The following is a 19563-nucleotide window of genomic DNA, read 5'->3' on the forward strand; positions in this document are numbered from 1 at the left end:
TGCACGCGTGTTTGAAGTCCTGCGAACGCGCGACGACGTGGATTGGGGGCGGATGGTATGCCGAGCTGCGCAGCGTGACAGCCGGTGCTGAAGGTTCTCATACAATCGGCGTTGGGTTACCACGTCGGGCGAGGCCGTTTGCACATGGAGCAGGAAGAGTACAAAGGTTACGTGCTATGGGGGCACGCCATCGCGCAACAGAACTCCTTGCCCCGGTGCGTTATGCCGCAAGCGGCCCGATTACTCGGGAGCACAGACCGGTCGAGGCTTCCGTCATACTTGGCATCTTCGGCACGCCAGACGACGCGCAGGTGGCGGGACTGGCTTAGGCTCGCGCGTGGGTGGACTCGCACGGGTAGCGTGTGCCCGTGCAGACAAGCGCTTGCGGCGCTCAAAAGAACGTTTCGCGGCGTATAGCGGCGACGCTCGCGCCTAGGCGCAACAGGCTCGTGGACTGCTGCGCCGGGTCAGGCGCCAGCTTGATGACGGTACCCTTGCGCAGCACGACCCCGTCGGGCTCTGCACGAGGGGCGGTCGTCACGCGCATGACTTCGCCCTGCGCGCTGAGCTGCACGAGCCCGGCACCGCGAAGCGCAGGCAGTGGACGCGGTGCGTCCGGTGGCGGCTGGCCGACATCCTGCGCAGATAGCCAGGCTGCGACGGTTATCGATTCGCTGAGACGCAGAAGTTGAAAAAGCCCGACGCCGCGCGTAACCGGGACCTTAGCCCATCGCGGGCGCGTCGGCGTCAGGTCGCGGTGCCGTGCGCGTCCAGTAGCCGGCCGATGACATGAAGCAGGCGCCCTATCGGCGTGTGCTTCATCAAGAGGACGTCCCATAGGTTGCCTGTCGGACAGGGCGGTAGCGCAGCCGACAGCATCACAACGGGAATGGTTGCCGTCGCAGGGTCGGCCTTCAGCCACCGGCAGAAGGCAACGCCATCGACCGCCGGCATCATCCAGTCGGTGACGATGACGTCCGGGCGTCCGGCTGCCGTGACAGGCATGGCCGCGAGGCCGTTCAGCGCCGTGAGCACACGATAGCCCTCCGCCTCGAGGAGTATCCGAAGCGGAGGAAGGATGTTCGGGTCGTCATCAACCAGGATGAATCGAGGCCATTGCACAATGGAAGCAGAGGATACTGATACTCTTGAATTGTCTGCGCAAACGGTCTGCCGCCCGCCGCGGCGCACAAGCGCGACAGCGGAGCGACAGGGTTCCCGTGCCGGGCATGCCAGCGAGCCGGCGTCTGGCCGCTCTACGAGCAAGTCTTCCGAATCTTCGTCAACGCTATCCGGGCCGCTGTCAGCAGTCCGCGATGGAGCGGGGGCAGCCACTATGCGCGCCAATGGGAGGGCATGGCACTCGCCCACTCGACGGTCTCGCAGTTGCATGCCGCTAGTATGCTCAGTGTCGGTAAGGCGCCCCGTCCTCGATGGACGATGATGGGCTGTCGCTCGGACCTCCCGCAAACAATCTTGCACCTAAGCCTTGAGTGCGGAAGCCAAGACACAGCACATAGGAATTCGAAGTTCCCCGGCATCGCGCCGATACGTCTGTCGACCATCGCGACCGAGAAATCCACGCCGGCGACGTCCGCACCACGGCGCCTGGCTGCGGCAGCGAGGTAGCCAGGCCCGCATGCGACGTCGAGAAAGCGCGTGCCACGCCCCACGCCAAGCGTCTCGAGCATCGCGCGGTTCGACTGGGCAGTCAAATCGCCGAAATACGTGTGATAGGCCTGCGCGACACGTTCCCAACCTTCGTGCTCGAATGCGCCGAAGTCGGCTGGTCCCATTTTTGTCTCCACTCTTTCAACACCTTAGCGCGTTGGGGCGCAGGGCTTCATGTTCCTCGCAAGGAGGATGGCAGCGCTTGAGCTGACGGGCTGACGGCCTGACGACCAGCGAAAATCACGCCGTGTTTGCAAAGAATTGACGACCAAGATGGGAAAATGGCGCCAAATGGGCTAGTTCCGTATACATTTTGCAATCAAATGCTTGCTGACAGGGGAGTCGTTCATATACGTAATTGAGCCCTTTTTGTATACGCAACTAATGTAAGTTGGCAGCTCGATTCGATTCACCTTGACTCGACGCTAAGGCTTCCTAGAGTGGTTAGGAAACCACTCGGGGATAGACCCAGGGAATGCGACGATGACAGATCTTGTGGACCGCGCACGCGGCGCTTTGCATGCCCAACCGTTCAGCGTGCTGCTCGGAACGGAACTGACACACGTGGGCGCGGACGAGCTGACCCTGCGCCTGCCGGTACGCGACGACCTCAAGCAGCAGCACGGCTACGTGCATGGCGGCGTGATCAGCTATCTCGCCGACAACGCGCTGACCTTTGCCGGCGCGCTGGCCCTTGGGCCACGGGTGGTGACGGGGGAATACAAGATCAACTATCTGCGCCCGGCGCTCAAGGGCACGCTGATGGCGCGCGCCCGTGTAGTGCACGCGGGGCGCCACCAGGCCACCTGCCAGTGCAGCGTGTACGTGATGGAAAACGGCGACGAAAAGCTCGTGGCGCTGGCGCAGGGGACGGTGAACCGGCTCGCGGAAGGCAGCGGGCCGGAAGACAAAAGTCCGACGAACTGAAAAGTCTGCGCCGCAAACAAAGCGCGCGAGGTGAAGCGGGTTTGTCCCGCCTCCCCTCGCGCGCTTTTTCGTGCGTCAGGCGCGCTTACTCTGCCGCGCGCGTTTTCTGCTGCTGCTCGCCCAGGCCCTCGATGCCAAGGCGCACCGTCTGCCCCGCCTTCAGGAACACGGGATTCGGCTTCACGCCCATGCCCACGCCCGGCGGCGTGCCGGTGGAGATCACGTCGCCCAGCTGCAGGCTCATGCACTCCGAGAGATAGGAAACCAGCTTCGCGACCGTGAAGATCATCGTGCGCGTGCTGCCGTTCTGGTAGCGATGGCCGTCGACTTCGAGCCACATGGAGAGGTTCTGCGGATCGGCCACTTCGTCGCGCGTGACGAGCCACGGGCCGGTCGGGCCGAAGGTGTCGAAGCCCTTGCCCTTGTCCCACTGGCCGCCGCGCTCGATCTGCCATTCGCGCTCGGACACGTCGTTGATCACGCAGTAGCCCGCCACGTAGTTGAGCGCATCGGCCTCGCTCACGTTCTTCGCGTGCTTGCCGATCACCACGCCCAGTTCCACTTCCCAGTCGGTCTTCTTCGAGCCGCGCGGGATCTCGATGTCGTCGTTCGGGCCGACGATGGCGCTCGTCCACTTGTTGAAGACAACCGGCTCGCTCGGCACCGGCATGCCCGACTCGGCGGCGTGATCGGCATAGTTCAGACCGATGCAGACCATCTTGCCGATGTGGCCCACGCAGGGCCCGATACGCGGATTGCCTTCGACGAGCGGCAGCGTTTCCGGGTCGATCGTGCGCAGTTGCGCGAGGCCGGCGTCCGAGAGCACGTCGCCCGCAATGTCGGCCACGTTGCCCGAGAGCGCGCGAATGCGGCCTTCGACGTCGAGCAGGCCCGGTTTCTCGTGGCCCTTCGGGCCGTAGCGAAGCAGTTTCATCGTCTGTGTTCCTCGTGTGTCTGTGCGTTGCAGTCGGTCAGAATCGCCTGGGGCGATGGTTCGGGCTAACTAGTTCGACCATCCGCCGTCGATCACATGCGCCTGGCCGGTCGTGAATCCGGATTCGTCGGAAGCGAGGTAGAGCGCGAGCGCCGCGATTTCCTCGGGCTTGCCCACGCGCCCCATCGGCTGGCGCGCGACGAACGCGGCGCGCGCCGCGTCCACGCTCGTGCCCTGCGCCGCCGCCTGCGCGGCGATGCGCTCCTCCAGCGACGGCGACGACACCGTGCCCGGGCAAATCGCATTGCAGCGGACGCCGCGCGTCACGAAGTCCGCGGCCACAGCCTTCGTCAACCCTATCACAGCGGCTTTCGAGGCGCCGTACACGAAGCGGTTGGGCACGCCCTTCACGCTCGACGCCGCCGACGACATGTTGATGATCGACCCGCCGCCCTTCGCCAGCATGCCCGGCAGGAAGGCGCGGATGGTCCGGTACATCGCCTTCGCGTTCAGATCGAACGCGAAGTCCCAGTCTTCTTCGCTCGCTTCCAGGATCGAGCCCGCGTGCACGAAACCCGCGCAGTTGAACAGCACGTCGATCGCGCCCAGTTCCTGCGCGAGCGCCGTGATGGCCGCGCCGTCGAGCACGTCGAGCTTGCGCGCCTCGACCGGCAGCGCTGCCAGTGCGTCGATGCGCAGATCGGTGGCGATCACGCGTGCGCCTTCGCGCGCGAACAGTTCGGCGGCCGCGTAGCCGATGCCCTGGCCCGCCGCGGTGATCAGGGCCGTTTTGCCGGCCAGTCTTTGTACCATCTGCCACTCCAGTTGGAAGCGCGGCACGGCGATACCCCGTATTGCAGCAGGCGCCCATGCCGCGATCGAGCGAAGAAATCGCGGGAAGAAGTTGGGATGACGCAAACGGCCATTATGGCGACGCAGGCGCGCCTCGTGGCGTTCGGCGGACCTTTTCTAACCGGCTGGATGGTCGCGGAGCCCGGATTCAAGCCGATAAAAAGCCGCAGCGTTGCCGCCGAAAACGGCGGCGCGCTCGTCTGCGGAAAGTGCTTGTGTAAGCTGCTGCGCACTCGCGTACCAGCGTGCGTAATCGCCATTGAGGTTCAGCACCGGCCAGTCGCTGCCCCACATGAGGCGTTGCGGCCCGAACTCGGCAAGCAGATGCGCGACCCACGGCGCCAGCGTAGCGTCGTCCCAGCCGGGCGCGGCTTCGGTCGCGAGCCCCGACAGCTTGCAGTGCACCTGCGCAAACTGCGCGAAGCGCGTGATGGCGTGCGCCCACGCCGCAAAGCCGCTCTCGCCGCCCGCCGCGATCGGCGGCTTCGCGCCGTGATCGATCACCACGCGCAGCGCGGGATGCCGCGCGAGGAACGTCGCGAGCGCATCCGCGTGGCGCGTGAACACGAGCGCGTCGAAAGCGAGATCGTGCGCGATGAGCGCTTGCACGCCGCGCGCGGTATCGGCTTTCGCGATCCAGTCGTCGTCGGGCAGGTCCTGCAGCATCGGGCGCACGCCGCGCAGCTTGGGCTCGCGCGCGAGTTCGGCGATCAGCGTGGCGACGTGCGGATCGTCCAGCGGCACCCAGCCCACCACGCCCGCAATCGACGGCTCGTTGCGTGCAAGATCGAGCAGCCAGCGTGTTTCTTCGATAGTCGGCGCGGCCTGCACGACCACCGTGCGCGCCACGCCGCACGACGCGCGCAGCGGCGCGAGATCGGCGGGTCCGAACGCGCGATACAGCGCGGTCATCGAAGGCGTGAGCCAGCCGTAGTCGCCGCGTGCCGGGTCCCAATAGTGCTGATGGGCGTCGATCCGTTCGATCGTAGAGATGGTAGTCATGGCTCAAGCCTGCGGAAGCGGCGCGCGCGGATCGAGGAGACCTTTGTCGCGCAGCGCGAGCCACAACTCGCGGGGCAAATTCGTCTCGAACGAGGCGACGTTCTCGCGCACCTCCTGCGGGCTGCGTGCGCCGTTGAGCACCGTCGCCACGGCCGGGTGCGCATAGGGAAACTGCAGCGCCGCCGCCGCGAGCGGGGCGTCGTAGGTCCGGCAGATCGTATCGAGCCGCGCCACGCGTTCGACCACGTCCTGCGGCGCGTCGGCGTAGTTGAATTTGAGTTCGCCGAGCAGTCCGTGCGCGAGAATGCCCGAGTTGAACGCGCCGCCCAGCAGAATGCTCACGCCCTTCTTCTCGCACTCGGGCAGCAGGTCGTCGAGCGGAGCCTGTTCGAGCAGCGTATAGCGGCCCGCCAGCAAAGCGCAGTCGATGTCGAATTCCTGCATCGCCTCGCGTATCACTTCGCGCTCGTTCACGCCGAAGCCGATCGCCTTGATCGCGCCCGCCTTGCGCAATTCGTCGAGCGCCTTGAAGCCGCTGTCGCGCAGTTGCCGCCAGTAGTGCTCGTTGCGCTCGCCGTGCGTGTAGCGGCCGATATCGTGCACGAGCAGGACATCGATATCGACTAAGCCGAGCCGCTGCTGGCTGTCCTCGAACGAACGCAGAATGCCGTCGCGCGTGTAGTCGAAAATCGCTTCGAAGGGCAGTGGGTTTTGCCAGCCCTCGCTGCCGTCGTACTCGTGCGTGCGCGGCACGAAATGGCGGCCCACTTTCGTGGAAATCACGTACTCGTTGCGCGGATAGCGCCGCAGCGACGCGCCCAGCCGGTGCTCGGCCTTGGTGTGGCCGTAGTGCGGCGCGGTATCGAAAAAGCGGATGCCGGCTTCCCACGCGGCGTCGACGGTGGCTTGCGCCTCTTCTTCGGACAGGTCGCGATACAGGCCGCCGAGCGGCGCGGTGCCTAGACCCAATGCGCTGACTTCGAGCGCCGTGCGGCCGATACGGCGCCTGTGCGCCACCTTGGGATGCTGTTCTTGCGCCATGGCTCGTCTCCTCCTGGAGATGGTTGTTTCCACAACGAAATCATCCGACTGTGAGTTTCAGTTCGCGGCTTCGACGATCGGCACGCGCGCACTGGCGGGCAGGCATGCGGGGCCGACGGGCTCGAAGCGCTTGTACGTGAGGATAAACTCCTGGTGCCCGAGCGTTTCCGACTTCGAACGCTCGCCGCCCGCTACGGCCAGCGTGCGGTCGAACACTTCGCGCCCCACTTCGTCGAGCGTCGCGCGCCCTTCGAGAATGCGGCCCGCGTCCACGTCCATGTCGCCGGCGAGGTTGCGGTAGGTCAGCGGGTTCGCGCACACCTTGATGACCGGCGCAAGCGCAGAGCCCACCACCGACCCGCGCCCTGTCGTAAACAGGATCAGGTGCGCGCCGCACGCGATCAGCTCCGCGATTTCCGCATTGTCGCTGATATTCGGAAAGCCGAAGCGCGGCTCGCCATCGGGCACCACGTCGAGCAGATAGAGACCGCCCGTGGGCGGCACGTCGCCCGGCTTCACGATGCCGACGATCGGCGAGGCGCCGCTTTTTGCATACGCGCCGAGCGACTTCTCTTCCTGCGTGGTGAGGCCGCCGTCCGCGTTGCCGACGGCGAACGAACCGTGGCCCAGAATCGAGTAATAGCGCGCCGCCTTGGCCACGCACGCGACGATCGCCTCGCCCAGTTCAGGTCTTGCGGAACGGCTTTTCATGTGGAATTCGCAGCCCACCAGCTCGCCGGTTTCCTCAAAAATGCAGGCCGAACCCGCTGCGATCAGCTGATCGAAGGCGCGGCCCACAGCCGGGTTGGCGGTGATCCCGCTCGTGCCGTCCGAGCCGCCGCAAATCGTGCCGACCACGAGTTCATCGAGGCGCATCGGCACTTTCTGTTGCGCGGCGAGTTGCGCACGCGCTTCGCGCACCCAGTCGAGACCGTACTGAATCGTGCTGCGCGTGCCGCCCTTTTCCTGGATCGTCAGGACTTCTACCGGACGGCCGCTCGCGCGCACCTGCTCCACGAGATAGTGCTTGTTCATGCTTTCGCAGCCGAGCGAAACGAACAGCACCGCGCCCACGTTCGGATGCGTGGTGAGCTGCTTCATCATCTTCTCGGCGTAGCTGTTGGGGAAACAGCCCGGAAAACCGATCAGATGCACCGGCGGCGCTTCTGGCTGCTGCAGCGCGGGCGGATCGTCGAACGCGCCAAGGGGCTCGCGGAACTGCGCGACGATTTCCTGCGCCACGTGGTGCGCGCATTCCACGAGATAGGCCACCGCAACCACGTTGCGTATGCCCTTGCGTCCGTCGTTGCGCAGCCAGCCTTGGAGCATGGGCGCGGCGGCTCGTGAAGGGGTGACGTTGCTATCGCTCATAACATGAATCCTGCTCGCGGCGCGTGCCGCATCATGGTGGCGTTACTTGTGCGGCACGAATTCGTGCCCCGCGTCGTGCGTGTAGGTCGGCAAGTAATCGCTTTCCAGGTTGTGCGTGTGCAGATGCTCGCCGCGCGCCACCGGCTCGCTTACGTGGCCGATGCGCGCGCCATAGCGCAGCACCTTCTCGTCTTGTGCGAGCGCGCGGCGCGCCACCTTGTGACCGAGTTCGATCGTCCTGGCGAGCGTCACACGCTCGCCTTCTATCTCTACCGTTTCGCCCGCTGCCAGACGCGCTGCCGCGATCAGGCAGTTGTCCTCGGGCGCGAGCAGAATCAGGCGTGCGTCGGTATGGGGTGCGTTGCCGTTCACAGATCGTCTCCGCGTTTAATCCTGCGCCCTTGTCGCCATCGAGCGAAATGCCGCCGCGCCCGCGACCTGTTGCAACTGCCTTTTCCGAACCTGACGACGCTGGCCTTTATTCACCAGTGAATGCATTATTCATATACGCACATCCCAAGGTCAAGCGATGTGCAGCGCAGCATGGGTCCGTGATTTCCCTGGGGACGATCGAATGGAAAAGAACACGAAGAAGAGTCAGATGGACAACGTGCCCGAGGAAGCCGACGAGAAAGACGACGCCGATCGCTATCGCGCGCCCGCGCTGGACAAGGGACTCGACATCCTCGAACTGCTTGCGGAGCAGCGCGCCGGCCTCACGCGCGCCGAGATCACGAAGGCGCTGGGACGCAACGCGAGCGAGATCTACCGCATGCTGGAGCGGCTCGTGGCGCGGCAATACGTTATCCGTTCGGAAGGCGGCGACCGCTATGCGCTGAGCCTGAAACTCTTCGCGCTCGCGCATCGTCACCCGCCCATGGAGCGCCTGATCTCGGAAGCGCTGCCGCTCATGCAGCGCTTCGCCGACGAAGCCGAACAGTCGTGCCATCTCACCGTCTACGACCGCGGCAACCTGCTCGTGATCGCCCAGGTGGACGGGCCGGGCACATGGGGCATCGCGGTGCGGCTGGGTTCGCGCGTGGGTCTCGTCGACACGAGTTCGGGCCGCACGCTGCTCGCCTGGCAAACGCCGGAGCAGCGCGCGCACATGCTCGCGGAGCATACGAAGGTGAAGGGCGAGGTGGCGATCGATCACGCGGCGCTCGAAGCCGCGTGCGAGCAGGTGCGCGAGGCGGGCTTCTCGCGCAAGGACAGTCAGCAGATTTTCGGCGTGACCGACGTGACGTTTCCGGTGCTCGGGCCTTCGGGTCAGGCGATCGCGGCGCTCACCTGCCCGTTCCTCAAGCGCATCGACGACTATGTCGCGCCCTCGCTCGACGAGGCGACGCAAATGCTGAGCGCGACCGTGCAGACCTTGTCGATGTTCCGCGAGGACGGCGCAGCCTGACGCCCGGTGGACTCAAGCCGGCCACGCAAAACGGTTAGAATGGCGGCCCTCTCAAAAAAACCTGTGCGCCGCGCGCGCTGCCGCAAACCGGCGGGCAAGCGGCTCACGCGCATTCGAAACCCATGGCGAAACTCCTGACCGATCAAGAATTCCAGCGCTTTTCCGAGCTTCAGCAGAAACAGGCGAGCTTCACGATCTCGGCTGACGAAGCCGACGAGTTGCGCGATATCGTCGCGCGCGCGCAGAAAAAGCGCGACGACCGCGCCGACGCGATGAAGACCGTCGAAACCGCCATCGCGCAATTCGAGATCGCTCCCGAGGAGCTGTTCACGGCCGAGCAGATCGCCGAAGCCGCGCGCAATTTCGGCCTGATTCCGGCCACGCGCAAGGAGCGCGTGCTGCCGCCGTCGCTCACCTTCAACGGCAAGACGCATCAGTGGACCACGCGCGCGCTGCCCGACGAAATCCGCATGCCGCTGTTCGAGGCGTTCCAGGGCGGCCAGTCAGTGAAGGCGTTCATCGCCACGCCCAAGGACGCCGCGCGCTGCGCTGCGACCATCGCGCGGCTGGAGAAGGAAACCGGCGCGCAGTACGGCGAGGCTTGGCTCGAAGAGCTCGCACTCACGCGCGGCCAGATCGACGACGCGCTCGCGAAGCTGGCCGCCTAAGCAGCGAGGTGCGCCGGCTCAGTCGAGCGGCATGCGAAAGCCGACCACCCCCGGGTCTTCCGTGGGCGTGACGGTGAAGCCGCAGGCGCGCGCGAGGCCGATCATCGGCGCGTTCTCGCGCAGCGCCTCGCCGAGCAGCCAGTGCGTGCCGCGCGAGCGCACGTACTCGATGATGCGCGACATCAGCAAGCGGCCAAGGCCCCCGCGCTTGAGATTCGACAGAATCGCGACCGCGAACTCGGCGGTCTCGTTGTCCGGATCGGCCACGGCGCGCACCACGCCCAGCGTGCGCGGCTGGCCGTCCTCGCCATGCACCACCGCAATCAGCGCCATCTCGCGGTCGTAGTCGATTTGCGTCATGCGTGCGAGTTGCGTGTGATCGAAGCTGCGCACCGCCGAGAAGAAGCGCAGGCGCAAGTCGTCGGGTGTCATCGACTCGACGAACGTGCGGTGCATCTCCTCGTCTTCGGGACGGATCGGGCGGATCGTGAGGCACTCGCCGTGCCAGTCGATGGTTTCTTCCAGCCGCCGCGGATACGGCATGATCGCGAAGCGGCTGCGCTTTTCCGCGAGCTGCAGGCAGGGCGCGACGACCACGACCGCCTCGGGCAGCACACGCAGCGTCAGACGCAAGCCCACGATTTCCCGCACCTCGCACACGAACTGCGATAGCTCGGTGAGCGCGGCCAGCGTCGGCTCGGGCGCCGCGTAGCGCGCATAGGGCGAGTGCGCGACGATGTCGCGCGAGAGCACGGGGTTCAGTGGCGGCAGGCTGTACACGCGCAGCGGCGGCGAAAAGTCGTCCGGCGAAGGCGCGGCGAAACGGAACACCGGGCCGAAGTTGTCGTCGTCGCGAAACTCGACCGACACATCCACCACGGGCTTCACACCCGGTTCGTCCTGCGCCTGCGTGACAAGCCCGAACAAGGCCAGCAGTCTGCCCGCCTCCTCCCCTTTCAGTTCCGTGCGCCCGGCCGCCAGCGCCGCGCGCGCTTCGCCCTGCGCGGCCTCGATCGCGGCCGGGCCCTGCGCGGGCATGGTCTCCGGCGTCTGCATCAAGAGCTCGCGGCCCAGCCGGTAATCGACGAGACGGGCAAACGCGCGCGCGAGGCGCCGCGGCGTGGTGTGTACCGGAATGCCGTGCGCGTGCAGTTCGTCGCGCGTGGTTTCGTCCACCCCGCCGAAGAAGCACGCGAGCATGCCGCGATACGCGAAACGCTGTTGCTCGATCAGCGTGCGCGCCACCGCGTCCACCGGCGCGCTGTGGGTGGGCGCGTGCACGACGAACGCCGTGCCGCTCGAGCGGTGCGTGGCGAGCGTTTGCAGCGCGAGGCCGAAGTGCTCGGGCTTCGCGGTGTCGCCGAGCACGAGCGGATTGCCGGCCTGCGCGTGCGGCAGCGCGGCCTGGACGGCCGCCAGCGCTTCGTCGTTCCAGCGGGCGAGCGTGTCGCCGGCTTTCATGAAGGCGTCGCGCGCAAGTGTCGCCACGCCGCGGTCGCTCGTGATGAGCGTGGCCGTGTCGCTCGCGGCCACGCGGCCCACGCCGAGCGTTTCGATTTCGTCGAGCAGGTCGTCGAGCGTGTCGACGCGCACGAGACCCGCGCGCCGGAACGCCGCCGTGTAGAGCGCATCGCCCTTGTCGTCGCGGCCGCTTCTCAGCGCGAGCACAGGTTTGTTGCGCGCCGCCGCGCGCGCCGCCGACATGAACTTGCGCGCCGCGCGGATCGTGTCTACTTCGAGCAGGATCGCGCGCGTGCTCGGGTCGCTCGCGAGGTAGTCGAGCACGTCGCCCACGTCGACGTCGGCTTCGTCGCCGAGCGCGATCACGTGCGAAAAGCCCAGGCCGCGCGGCGCGGCCCAGCGCAGCACCGCGTTGGTGAGCGCGTTGGACTGCGACACCCAGGCCACGCCGCCCTTGCGCGCAATCGACGCTGCCGCGCCCAGCTGCGCGTTGAGCGCGGGCGTGAGCGCGCCGAGACTGCCGGGGCCGACGATGCGCAGCAGATGCGGGCGCGCCGCCGCCAGTGCGTGGCGCAGGTCGGCCTGGTCGGCCTCGTCGCTCGCCTCGCCGACGATGATCGCCGCGCGCGTGCCCATGCCGCCCAAGCGATGCACGAGCGCGGGCCACGTGGCGGGCCGCGTGCAGATGATCGCGACGCCGGGCGCCTCGGGCAGGTCGCTTGCGTCGGCGAGCACGGGCCGGCCGTCGAAGGCTTCGAAGTCGCCCGCATGGCGCGGATTGACGGCCCACAGCGGGCTCGTGAAGCCGCCTTCGATCAGCCGCCGCCATACCATGCTGCCGATGCTGCCGGGGCGCTGCGAAGCGCCGATCACGGCCACGGATTTCGGCTGGAACACTGCATCGAGATTGCGTACGGTCACAGGCACTCCTCGTCGGTCGGACAGGCGCTTGCCATAGAGGCGAACGCCGGTTTGTCGTCTTTTACCGTTACGAGAAGAGGATAGGGCAAGCGCGCAGGCGCTGCGCGTATTTCGCCCGGCGCCTACGAGCGCAGACGCGGCGGCATGGCGCCGCACGCCGCCCTGGGCGTGTGGCACCACGATGCGCGAGAAGGACTTTGCCTGGTTTGTGAACGCGGCGCGAGCGCGCCGTGTGTGTTACATCGACTTGCGGAACGGCGCGCCCGAATGCTCGCGCAGCTCGTTGAACACGATCTTCGGCCAGGCCTTTTGCGCGACCTCGATTTCGGAGACGTGCGAGGCGAGATAGGTCGGCGCGTTCGACGCGTCGTAGGCCATGCGGGCCTCGTACGAATCGGTGAAGCGGCGCAGCTCGGCGGGATCGTCGCAGGTCACCCAGCGCGAGAGGCGATAGCGCGCGGGCATCAGGCGCACGGCAACCTTGTACTCGGCCGCGAGGCGGTGCGACACCACTTCGAACTGCAGCTGGCCGACCGCGCCCAGGATCGTCGCGCCGCCGTGGATCGGGCGGAACACCTGGATCGCGCCCTCTTCGCCAAGCTGCTTGAGCGCTTCGCCCAGTTGCTTCGCGCGCATCGGATCGACCACTTCGATGGTCTGGAAGATTTCCGGCGCGAAGAACGGCAGACCCGTGAATTGCAGGTCTTCGCCTTCGGTGAGCGTGTCGCCGAGGCTCAGCGTGCCGTGGTTAGGAATACCGATGATGTCGCCAGGGTACGCCTCGGCCACGGTCTCGCGGCGCTGCGACAGGAAGCTCACCACGTTGTTCGCGCGGAAGGTCTTGTTGTTGCGCGTGACCTTCAGCTGCATGCCGCGCTCGAAATGGCCCGAACACACGCGGATGAACGCCACGCGGTCGCGGTGCGCGAGGTCCATGTTGGCCTGCACCTTGAACACGACGCCCGTGAACTTCGGCTCTTCTGGCGAGACCGGTCGCTGCACGGCCATCCGCGGCGACGGCGGCGGCGCGAGATCGACCAGCGCGTCGAGAATTTCCTTCACGCCGAAGTTGTTGATCGCCGAGCCGAACAGCACCGGCGACTGCTCGCCCGCGAGGAAGGCGTCGCGATCGAAGGTGGGCGTCGCGCCCGTGATCAGCTCGACTTCTTCCTTGGTGCGCTTCCAGTGATAGCCGAAGCGCGCTTCGCCATCGGCGTCGCTGATGTGCTGCAGCGTTTCCACCGCGCCGCCCAGCGACTCCTGACCCGCGCGGAACACGCGTACCTGGTCGCGCTGGATGTCGTACACGCCCTGGAACTCCTTGCCCATGCCGATGGGCCAGGTGAACGGCACGGCGGCCACGCCCAGGTGCTGCTCGATTTCGTCGAGCAGGTCGAGCGGCTCGCGCACTTCGCGGTCGAGCTTGTTGATGAACGTGAGAATGGGCGTCTTGCGGCTGCGGCAGACTTCGAGCAGCTTGAGCGTTTGCGCTTCCACGCCGTTCGCGCCGTCGATCACCATCACGGCGGCGTCGACCGCCGTGAGCACGCGGTACGTGTCTTCCGAGAAGTCCTCGTGGCCCGGCGTGTCGAGCAGATTGATGACCGCGTCGCCGTACTCGAACTGCATGACCGAACTGGCGACCGAGATGCCACGCTGCTTTTCGATCTCCATCCAGTCGGAGGTCGCGAAGCGGCCGCTCTTCTTGCCTTTCACGGTGCCCGCGATCTGGATCGCGCCCGAAAACAGCAGCAGCTTTTCGGTGAGCGTGGTCTTGCCCGCGTCCGGGTGAGAAATGACCGCGAACGTGCGGCGGCGTCTGAGTTCGGCTACTGACATGGATAGGGCGGGTATCACAGATGAATTCGGGCAACCGGGCCGCGCGGCGGGGGTTGCGGCGAGCGCGGCGGCGCTTGCGGGCGCGTTTTCAAGCAACGCTTACGGCGCGTGCGGCGAGCAGTGCGCTGCCTGCGACGCACGGCAAATAGCACGAGCGATCGGGAATGTCCCGCGGATGCCCGCGCAAAAAAGCGAAAAGGCGCCGGGACCGAATGATACACGGCATTCGCCCCGCCGACTAAAGGTTTGATGGGGTTCGAACGGGTTGGACGCGCTGGTTCGCGCCGCGTTGGCAAAGGTGAGCTTTTACAGGACCTCGATGCGAGCGCACCGTCGACAGCTTCGTGCACCCGCCGCGCTCGCGAGACGCCCCCGTTTTCACGAGAATTTCCTTTCGCCACAGACATGCAAGCGCTGCGTGAGCGTCCTGGTCCCGCTCGTTGCGGCATGCCGCTGCGCGCCGCGCGGGACCTGAGGTGAGCTTTTTCGGGACTCAATACGGTGCGGCCGTCACGGCGGGTGCTGCGCACCCCTGGTGCAACGGCCTGGCAGGAATTGGCCCGTTATTCCTTGATGAGGAAGCGTTCGCGGTTCTTGCCCGCCAGCCAGCCCGGCGCGCGGCCACGGCCGCTCCAGGTCTCGCCGGTTTTCGGGTTCATGTAGCGGGCCGGCAGCGCCTTCTTGCGCGCGGGGCCTGCACGTCGGCTCGTGAAGCCCAGTTCTTCCGCGGTGATGTCGTACTCCGCGATTTTTTCCTTGATCTCGGCGATCGCCTGGTCAATTTCCTTTTCACGCGCCGCAGCCACTTCCTTGTGAAGCTTCTCCAGCTGGGCGGTCAGTTGCTTGTAGCTCGGCATGAAAACGCATCTCCAGTTCGGTCAAGAGAGTGCCATTGTGACCGGTTTGGAGCCCGTGCGACGATGCAGGCGCGCATTTTTACAACGCTATCGCAAACGTTGGCGTTACCGTTCGCGTTGCCCAAGCGATTCGTGCGACAGACGGCTTTCGAGCGCGCGCAGCGCTTCGTTGAGCCGCTTCACGCGCTGCACCTGCGAAGGCACGAGGTTCTCGCCGGAAACCGACTCGAGCCGGCCGCGCCAATAAGAGAGCGGAATACGGTCGCGCCCCGAGAGCCGCCCGATGATATGTTCGAGATGCTCAATGTCCTTTTCGAGTTGGTGATGATTCATCGCTGCCCCCGGTAATGACAAGTTTTATCGAGCGCGCACAAATAGCGCGCACTCACTTTCGTCGCATCGCCGCTTTTCCGCACGCTGCGGATAATCGGTCGGTTTGGTAATCGCGCCGGCAGACCGTGCTAAATGCACGCCGCAGCGGATTGACTGCTTTTGTTCGTACTGTCAGACCAGAATAAAGCCAGCGCGACCGGCTATCCGTTGGATACCGCACGGAATTCCAGAGGCAGCTCGTCCACGCTCGCGGTTGTATCCGCATCCATATCGAAAGGCAGATTAACGGGGGCTATTGCGCCTGTATATTCCTCAATTGTGGAACGCTATGCGGAGCGCATTTTGCTGCCATCGGTCTTTCACAATACGAACAACGAGAATGGCGTGAAAACAAACGAATCACAATACGATCGCCTGCTGCACCTTATTTACGACACACTCGATAATCCTTGCGCCTGGAAGGATTTTTGCGCGCAATTGCGCGAAGCGACTGGGGTGGCGTCAGTTCATCTGTATGCCTTTGACCGGCAGCGCGATCTATTTTCCTGGAGCGACGGTTTCGCACTCACCGGCGCGGAACCGCTGGAGCGCATCCGGCCGCTGTACCGCGACGATGTGCGCCTGGCATGGCTGCGCGCTTACCCGCCGGGCAAGTGGCTCCATTGCGGCATCGAGCTCGACTGCGCGGACGGCGACTGCTCAGCCGGGTTCGAGCTCTGCCCGCTCGAGGCAGGCCATCGCTACGCGGCGCTGTGCAAGCTGATCGAACAGAACGGGCTCGCCGTTATGCTCGCGTGCCGCGTGGACGCCCAGGCCGGGCCGCTTCCGGGCGAGCACCGCGAACTGCTCGAGCGGCTCACGCCGCACCTCGTGCGCGCGGTGCGCCTGTACCTGCGCCGCTTTGCCTTGAACGCCGACACGCTTGCAAACCGCTCACGTCCGCCAGCCATGCTCGTGAGCGCGCTGGGCGAGGTGCTCCATAGCAACGAGGCCGCACAGCGGCTCCTGAAGGCGACCTCGCTCGTGCGGGTGCGCGGTCGGCGCATCACGCTCGCGGCGCCCTATCACGCGCGCCTGCTCGAGGACATCGCCGTGAGCGAGGCGCGCCTGCGCAACCGCATGAGCGGCGCGCGGGCTGCGGCGGCGCGCTTTCGCGCGCTGCGTATCGTAGGGGCCGCCGACGGCACGCTCGCGCCGGATGCGCCCGATGCTGCGGCCGCAACGGACCCGCACGGCCAAACCCATGATGGGCGGGGCCGCGCGCAGGCCTCGGCGAGCCAGCAGGAGGTGCTCTACGCGTTCTACAACGTGGTGACGGCCGACGACGCCTCGGCCCCGGAATTGCGCGCTTTCGCGGCGCTGACCTTCTATCACCCGCGCTCCGCGCCGCTGGTCGACGAGCAGGTGCTCGCGACGGCCTTCGATCTCTCGCCGGCCGAATGCCGTATCGCGCTGCTGCTTGCGGAAGGTCTCACGCAAAAGGAAATCGCCGCGCACGTCGGCGTGAAGCACGACACCGTGCGCAAACAATTGCAATCGATCTTTCAGAAGACGGCGACGCGCCGCCAGCCCGACCTGCTGCGCCTTTTGCTGAACCTGCCGGCGCGCGGACCGAGCGCCGCCGCCGAGGGCTGAGCGGGGCGCGAGAGGCTTATTGGGCCTTGCGGCAGGCGAACACGAGCGTGTAGTTGCCGTTGTCGGTCGAGGTCGCGACGGTGTCGTAGCCTGCGCCGGCGCAACGGGCACGCGCCTGCTGCGCGCAGGAATCGCGATCGCCCGACGCCGGGCATTGCACCTGGATCGTCGGACGGCCGTCCGACAGGAACAGCGGCGGGCCGCTGCTGCACGCAGCCAGCCCTGCGATCAAGGTCAACGCACACGCCGCGAACGGCAATCTGTGCAAACGGAACAACGACGAACCAGGACGAGTCATTTGGAGCACCCCAACGGGCTTCTAGTTTTTCGACGTTGCGATTGTGCCACGCCGCGAGCCATGTGCGATGCATCGCCGCGTGCAAGCGCTCAGGGCGCGGTCGAGAGCGTCTTGTACGGCAGCGCGCCCTGCGGGTCCGAACTCACGCGCACGAAGACCTGCTCGACGTCGGGAATCGCGGCGAGCCTGCGCTCGAGCGCCGCGCTGTCGAAGCCCGGGCCCGCGCAGCCCTCCGCGTAGACGAAACGGCGCTGCACCGTGATCCAGATGCTCGTGCCCGCAAACAGGGCATCGCCTTGCAGTTGCTGGCGAATCGCCGCTGCAATGTCCGCATCGTAAAGATACGAGTTCGGCTTCGAGCACTTGTGCGCGAGCCAGCAGGTCGTGCCGCGCTCCACGCGATAGTGGGCGTCGTCGTCGGCTTCGGCTTTCGTCATCCGCGGGCCGAGCGGCTGCGGACAGGCGCTGATCGCGTTCGACAGCGCGAAGAACGGGTCGTTGTACCAGTTCTTGCGCTGGGTATCCGGCGCGTTCGTCGTGTTCTCGGCCTTTGAGCCGGGCGCGGAAGCGCCGGCTTGCGATTGTGCGAACGCTGCGCCCGCCCAAATGCCCGCAAAAGCGCCCACGCAAACAAGCGCCGCCGCAAGCCGCGCTGTCTGCACCGCCCGCACGCGCCACGCACCTGGCCCGCCATTACCGATTGCACTCATTGACTGGCACCTCTGCGGCTCGCTCTTCTGCGCAACGATAGGACCGAGCGGCCACGCTCGCAATAACGAGATAAATCCTTTCGTTACAATCGCTGCGACGCACCACGGCCTCGCCGCACGAAAGGACGCAGCGAAAGCCATCACACACGCAGCAAGCTGAATCGCGCAACGCGATCGATCCGCAGGAGACTCCATGTCGTTTGTTATCGTTCTCGCCGCCCTCGCGTTCCTCATGCTTGCCGCGTACCGCGGCTACAGCGTGATTCTCTTCGCGCCCATCGCCGCGCTCGCCGCGGTCCTCCTCACCGAACCCGCCGCTGTTGCACCCGTCTTCTCGGGCATCTTCATGGAAAAGATGGTGGGCTTCGTGAAGCTCTACTTTCCTGTGTTCCTGCTCGGCGCGGTATTTGGCAAGGTGATCGAACTATCGGGATTTTCCGAAGCGATCGTGCACGCCGCCATCCGTTATATCGGCAGTTCGCGCGCCAACGCCGTAATCGTCGCGGTGTGCGCGCTGCTCACTTACGGCGGCGTTTCGCTCTTCGTAGTGGTGTTCGCCGTCTACCCGTTCGCAGCCGAACTCTATCGCCAGAGCGATATTCCGAAGCGCCTCATGCCGGGCGCCATCGCGCTCGGCGCCTTTTCGTTCACGATGGATTCGCTGCCCGGCACGCCGCAGATCCAGAACATCATTCCCACCACGTTCTTCAAGACCACCTCGTGGGCCGCGCCTGCGCTCGGCGTGACCGGTTCGCTCTTCATCATCGTGGTGGGCCTCTCTTACCTCGAATGGCGCCGCCGCAGCGCGATGTCGAAAGGCGAAGGCTACGGCACCTCGCTCGTGAACGAGCCGGAACACGTGAAAACCGAGCACCTGCCCAACCCGCTGCTCGCCGTCGCGCCGCTCGTGCTGGTGGGCGTGGCGAACTTCCTGCTCACGCACTGGATTCCCGTCTGGTACGGCGACACCGTGACCGTGCCGCCCGAAGTGCTGCCCGGCATTCATACGCCGGTCACGGCCACCGTCAAGCAGGTCGTGGCGATCTGGGCGGTTCAGGGCGCGTTGCTCGCGGGTATCGTGCTCGTGATCGTCACGGCGTTCGGCCGCGTGAAAGACCGCTTCGCGAACGGCACGAAGGCGGCCGTGGCCGGGGCGCTGCTGGCTTCGATGAATACCGCCTCGGAATACGGCTTCGGCGGTGTGATTGCGGCGCTGCCCGGGTTCATCGTCGTGAGCGATGCGCTCAAGAGCATTCCGAACCCGCTCGTGAACGCCGCCGTTTCGGTGAGCGCGCTCGCGGGTATCACGGGGTCGGCATCGGGCGGCATGAGCATCGCGCTCGCGGCCATGTCGGATCTCTTCATCAAAAACGCACAGGCAGCGCATATTCCGATGGAAGTGCTGCACCGCGTGGTGGCCATGGCGAGCGGCGGCATGGACACGCTGCCGCACAATGGCGCGGTCATCACGCTGCTCGCGGTTACGGGGCTCACGCACCGCGAGTCGTATCGGGACATTTTTGCGGTGACGGTGATCAAGACGTTGGCGGTCTTCTTCGTGATCGCCGTGTACTATGCGACGGGGATTGTTTGAATTTCTTTCTCCGGAAACTCAAGTTGCAGCGTGTCCATATC

General features: G+C 65.8%; 20 protein-coding genes and 1 pseudogene. 6 read left to right on the top strand and 15 right to left on the bottom strand.

Annotated elements, in window-relative coordinates; all coding sequences use genetic code 11:
* Nucleotides 1–144: 144 nt before the first annotated feature.
* A pseudogene (locus BFD71_RS41935) lies at nt 145–329 on the top strand (hypothetical protein).
* 62 nt (nt 330–391) lie between these two features.
* Here BFD71_RS41935 and BFD71_RS01080 read toward each other — a convergent pair.
* The 3 genes from BFD71_RS01080 to BFD71_RS42770 all read right to left on the bottom strand — a co-directional run bounded on the left by BFD71_RS01080 (nt 392) and on the right by BFD71_RS42770 (nt 1796).
* Entirely contained in the window at nt 392–574 is a 183-nt protein-coding gene (locus BFD71_RS01080; protein WP_368682384.1) for a hypothetical protein, read from the bottom strand.
* Nucleotides 575–747: 173 nt separating this feature from the next.
* Nucleotides 748–1392, bottom strand: a complete 645-nt coding sequence (locus BFD71_RS38790) for a response regulator (protein WP_083244984.1) — start codon at nt 1390–1392, stop codon at nt 748–750.
* Nucleotides 1335–1796 (bottom strand): class I SAM-dependent methyltransferase, encoded by a 462-nt coding sequence (locus BFD71_RS42770; RefSeq protein ID WP_069261436.1) that lies wholly within the window; start codon nt 1794–1796, stop codon nt 1335–1337. Before BFD71_RS42770 ends, BFD71_RS38790 begins: the two co-directional genes overlap by 58 nt.
* 358 nt (nt 1797–2154) lie before the next feature.
* Between BFD71_RS42770 and BFD71_RS01095 the strand changes: the two genes are divergently transcribed.
* Nucleotides 2155–2598: a PaaI family thioesterase gene (locus BFD71_RS01095; protein ID WP_069261437.1), complete on the top strand. Its 444-nt coding sequence runs from the start codon at nt 2155–2157 to the stop codon at nt 2596–2598.
* Between the two features lie 85 nt (nt 2599–2683).
* Here the strand turns inward: BFD71_RS01095 and BFD71_RS01100 are convergent, their stop codons facing one another.
* The 6 genes from BFD71_RS01100 to BFD71_RS01125 all read right to left on the bottom strand — a co-directional run bounded on the left by BFD71_RS01100 (nt 2684) and on the right by BFD71_RS01125 (nt 8170).
* On the bottom strand, nt 2684–3532 hold the full coding sequence (locus tag BFD71_RS01100; protein WP_069261438.1) for an ureidoglycolate lyase: 849 nt from the start codon (nt 3530–3532) through the stop codon (nt 2684–2686).
* Between the two features lie 69 nt (nt 3533–3601).
* A complete protein-coding gene (locus BFD71_RS01105; protein ID WP_069261439.1) occupies nt 3602–4345 on the bottom strand; it encodes an SDR family oxidoreductase in 744 nt (247 codons plus the stop codon).
* Nucleotides 4346–4501: 156 nt separating this feature from the next.
* Nucleotides 4502–5386 (bottom strand): amidohydrolase family protein, encoded by an 885-nt coding sequence (locus BFD71_RS01110; protein WP_069261440.1) that lies wholly within the window; start codon nt 5384–5386, stop codon nt 4502–4504.
* 3 nt (nt 5387–5389) lie between these two features.
* On the bottom strand, nt 5390–6427 hold the full coding sequence (locus BFD71_RS01115; RefSeq protein ID WP_069261441.1) for an aldo/keto reductase: 1038 nt from the start codon (nt 6425–6427) through the stop codon (nt 5390–5392).
* A gap of 57 nt (nt 6428–6484) precedes the next feature.
* Nucleotides 6485–7798, bottom strand: coding sequence for a UxaA family hydrolase (locus tag BFD71_RS01120; protein WP_069261442.1), 1314 nt, complete (start codon nt 7796–7798; stop codon nt 6485–6487).
* 42 nt (nt 7799–7840) lie between these two features.
* Nucleotides 7841–8170, bottom strand: a complete 330-nt coding sequence (locus tag BFD71_RS01125) for a UxaA family hydrolase (RefSeq protein ID WP_069261443.1) — start codon at nt 8168–8170, stop codon at nt 7841–7843.
* A 202-nt stretch (nt 8171–8372) separates the two neighbouring features.
* Between BFD71_RS01125 and BFD71_RS01130 the strand changes: the two genes are divergently transcribed.
* Both BFD71_RS01130 and BFD71_RS01135 read left to right on the top strand, forming a co-directional pair.
* Nucleotides 8373–9206: an IclR family transcriptional regulator gene (locus BFD71_RS01130; protein WP_256094445.1), complete on the top strand. Its 834-nt coding sequence runs from the start codon at nt 8373–8375 to the stop codon at nt 9204–9206.
* 122 nt (nt 9207–9328) lie between these two features.
* Entirely contained in the window at nt 9329–9874 is a 546-nt protein-coding gene (locus tag BFD71_RS01135; RefSeq protein ID WP_069261444.1) for a hypothetical protein, read from the top strand.
* A gap of 18 nt (nt 9875–9892) precedes the next feature.
* Here the strand turns inward: BFD71_RS01135 and BFD71_RS01140 are convergent, their stop codons facing one another.
* From BFD71_RS01140 to BFD71_RS01155, 4 genes are all read right to left on the bottom strand, one after another.
* On the bottom strand, nt 9893–12256 hold the full coding sequence (locus BFD71_RS01140) for a bifunctional acetate--CoA ligase family protein/GNAT family N-acetyltransferase (protein WP_069261445.1): 2364 nt from the start codon (nt 12254–12256) through the stop codon (nt 9893–9895).
* A 237-nt stretch (nt 12257–12493) separates the two neighbouring features.
* The gene (locus BFD71_RS01145; RefSeq protein WP_069261446.1) at nt 12494–14095 is read right to left on the bottom strand and encodes a peptide chain release factor 3; all 1602 of its coding nucleotides are present in this window, start codon (nt 14093–14095) and stop codon (nt 12494–12496) included.
* Nucleotides 14096–14658: 563 nt separating this feature from the next.
* Complete coding sequence (locus BFD71_RS01150) at nt 14659–14952, bottom strand: H-NS histone family protein (RefSeq protein WP_069261447.1); 294 nt, start codon at nt 14950–14952, stop codon at nt 14659–14661.
* Nucleotides 14953–15057: 105 nt separating this feature from the next.
* Complete coding sequence (locus tag BFD71_RS01155) at nt 15058–15285, bottom strand: hypothetical protein (RefSeq protein WP_069261448.1); 228 nt, start codon at nt 15283–15285, stop codon at nt 15058–15060.
* 384 nt (nt 15286–15669) lie between these two features.
* Here BFD71_RS01155 and BFD71_RS01160 point away from each other — a divergent pair, with 384 nt between their 5' ends.
* Nucleotides 15670–16920 carry a helix-turn-helix domain-containing protein gene (locus BFD71_RS01160; protein WP_141710537.1) on the top strand — a complete coding sequence of 417 codons (1251 nt, stop codon included), beginning with the start codon at nt 15670–15672 and terminating at the stop codon, nt 16918–16920.
* A gap of 16 nt (nt 16921–16936) precedes the next feature.
* Here BFD71_RS01160 and BFD71_RS01165 read toward each other — a convergent pair whose 3' ends face one another.
* Nucleotides 16937–17158, bottom strand: coding sequence for a hypothetical protein (locus tag BFD71_RS01165; protein ID WP_368604959.1), 222 nt, complete (start codon nt 17156–17158; stop codon nt 16937–16939).
* A 149-nt stretch (nt 17159–17307) separates the two neighbouring features.
* Nucleotides 17308–17928 (bottom strand): BON domain-containing protein, encoded by a 621-nt coding sequence (locus BFD71_RS01170; RefSeq protein WP_069261451.1) that lies wholly within the window; start codon nt 17926–17928, stop codon nt 17308–17310.
* 193 nt (nt 17929–18121) lie between these two features.
* On the opposite strand from BFD71_RS01170, the gene BFD71_RS01175 reads away from it, so the two are divergent.
* Nucleotides 18122–19522 carry a GntP family permease gene (locus BFD71_RS01175; protein WP_069261452.1) on the top strand — a complete coding sequence of 467 codons (1401 nt, stop codon included), beginning with the start codon at nt 18122–18124 and terminating at the stop codon, nt 19520–19522.
* Nucleotides 19523–19563 lie beyond the last annotated feature (41 nt).

The sequence above is a fragment of the Paraburkholderia nodosa genome (assembly GCF_001718195.1).
GTDB lineage: Bacteria > Pseudomonadota > Gammaproteobacteria > Burkholderiales > Burkholderiaceae > Paraburkholderia > Paraburkholderia nodosa_A.

What these genes read in the sequence shown, in the direction of transcription:
- BFD71_RS42770 (WP_069261436.1), bottom strand. Translation starts at nt 1,796, where the DNA reads ATGGGACCAGCCGACTTCGGCGCATTCGAGCACGAAGGTTGGGAACGT.
- BFD71_RS01095 (WP_069261437.1), top strand. Translation starts at nt 2,155, where the DNA reads ATGACAGATCTTGTGGACCGCGCACGCGGCGCTTTGCATGCCCAACCG.
- BFD71_RS01175 (WP_069261452.1), top strand. Translation starts at nt 18,122, where the DNA reads ATGTCGTTTGTTATCGTTCTCGCCGCCCTCGCGTTCCTCATGCTTGCC.
- BFD71_RS01110 (WP_069261440.1), bottom strand. Translation starts at nt 5,386, where the DNA reads ATGACTACCATCTCTACGATCGAACGGATCGACGCCCATCAGCACTAT.
- BFD71_RS01105 (WP_069261439.1), bottom strand. Translation starts at nt 4,345, where the DNA reads ATGGTACAAAGACTGGCCGGCAAAACGGCCCTGATCACCGCGGCGGGC.
- BFD71_RS01130 (WP_256094445.1), top strand. Translation starts at nt 8,373, where the DNA reads ATGGAAAAGAACACGAAGAAGAGTCAGATGGACAACGTGCCCGAGGAA.
- BFD71_RS01145 (WP_069261446.1), bottom strand. Translation starts at nt 14,095, where the DNA reads ATGTCAGTAGCCGAACTCAGACGCCGCCGCACGTTCGCGGTCATTTCT.
- BFD71_RS01150 (WP_069261447.1), bottom strand. Translation starts at nt 14,952, where the DNA reads ATGCCGAGCTACAAGCAACTGACCGCCCAGCTGGAGAAGCTTCACAAG.
- BFD71_RS38790 (WP_083244984.1), bottom strand. Translation starts at nt 1,392, where the DNA reads ATGCAACTGCGAGACCGTCGAGTGGGCGAGTGCCATGCCCTCCCATTG.
- BFD71_RS01135 (WP_069261444.1), top strand. Translation starts at nt 9,329, where the DNA reads ATGGCGAAACTCCTGACCGATCAAGAATTCCAGCGCTTTTCCGAGCTT.
- BFD71_RS01100 (WP_069261438.1), bottom strand. Translation starts at nt 3,532, where the DNA reads ATGAAACTGCTTCGCTACGGCCCGAAGGGCCACGAGAAACCGGGCCTG.
- BFD71_RS01155 (WP_069261448.1), bottom strand. Translation starts at nt 15,285, where the DNA reads ATGAATCATCACCAACTCGAAAAGGACATTGAGCATCTCGAACATATC.
- BFD71_RS01115 (WP_069261441.1), bottom strand. Translation starts at nt 6,427, where the DNA reads ATGGCGCAAGAACAGCATCCCAAGGTGGCGCACAGGCGCCGTATCGGC.
- BFD71_RS01170 (WP_069261451.1), bottom strand. Translation starts at nt 17,928, where the DNA reads ATGAGTGCAATCGGTAATGGCGGGCCAGGTGCGTGGCGCGTGCGGGCG.
- BFD71_RS01120 (WP_069261442.1), bottom strand. Translation starts at nt 7,798, where the DNA reads ATGAGCGATAGCAACGTCACCCCTTCACGAGCCGCCGCGCCCATGCTC.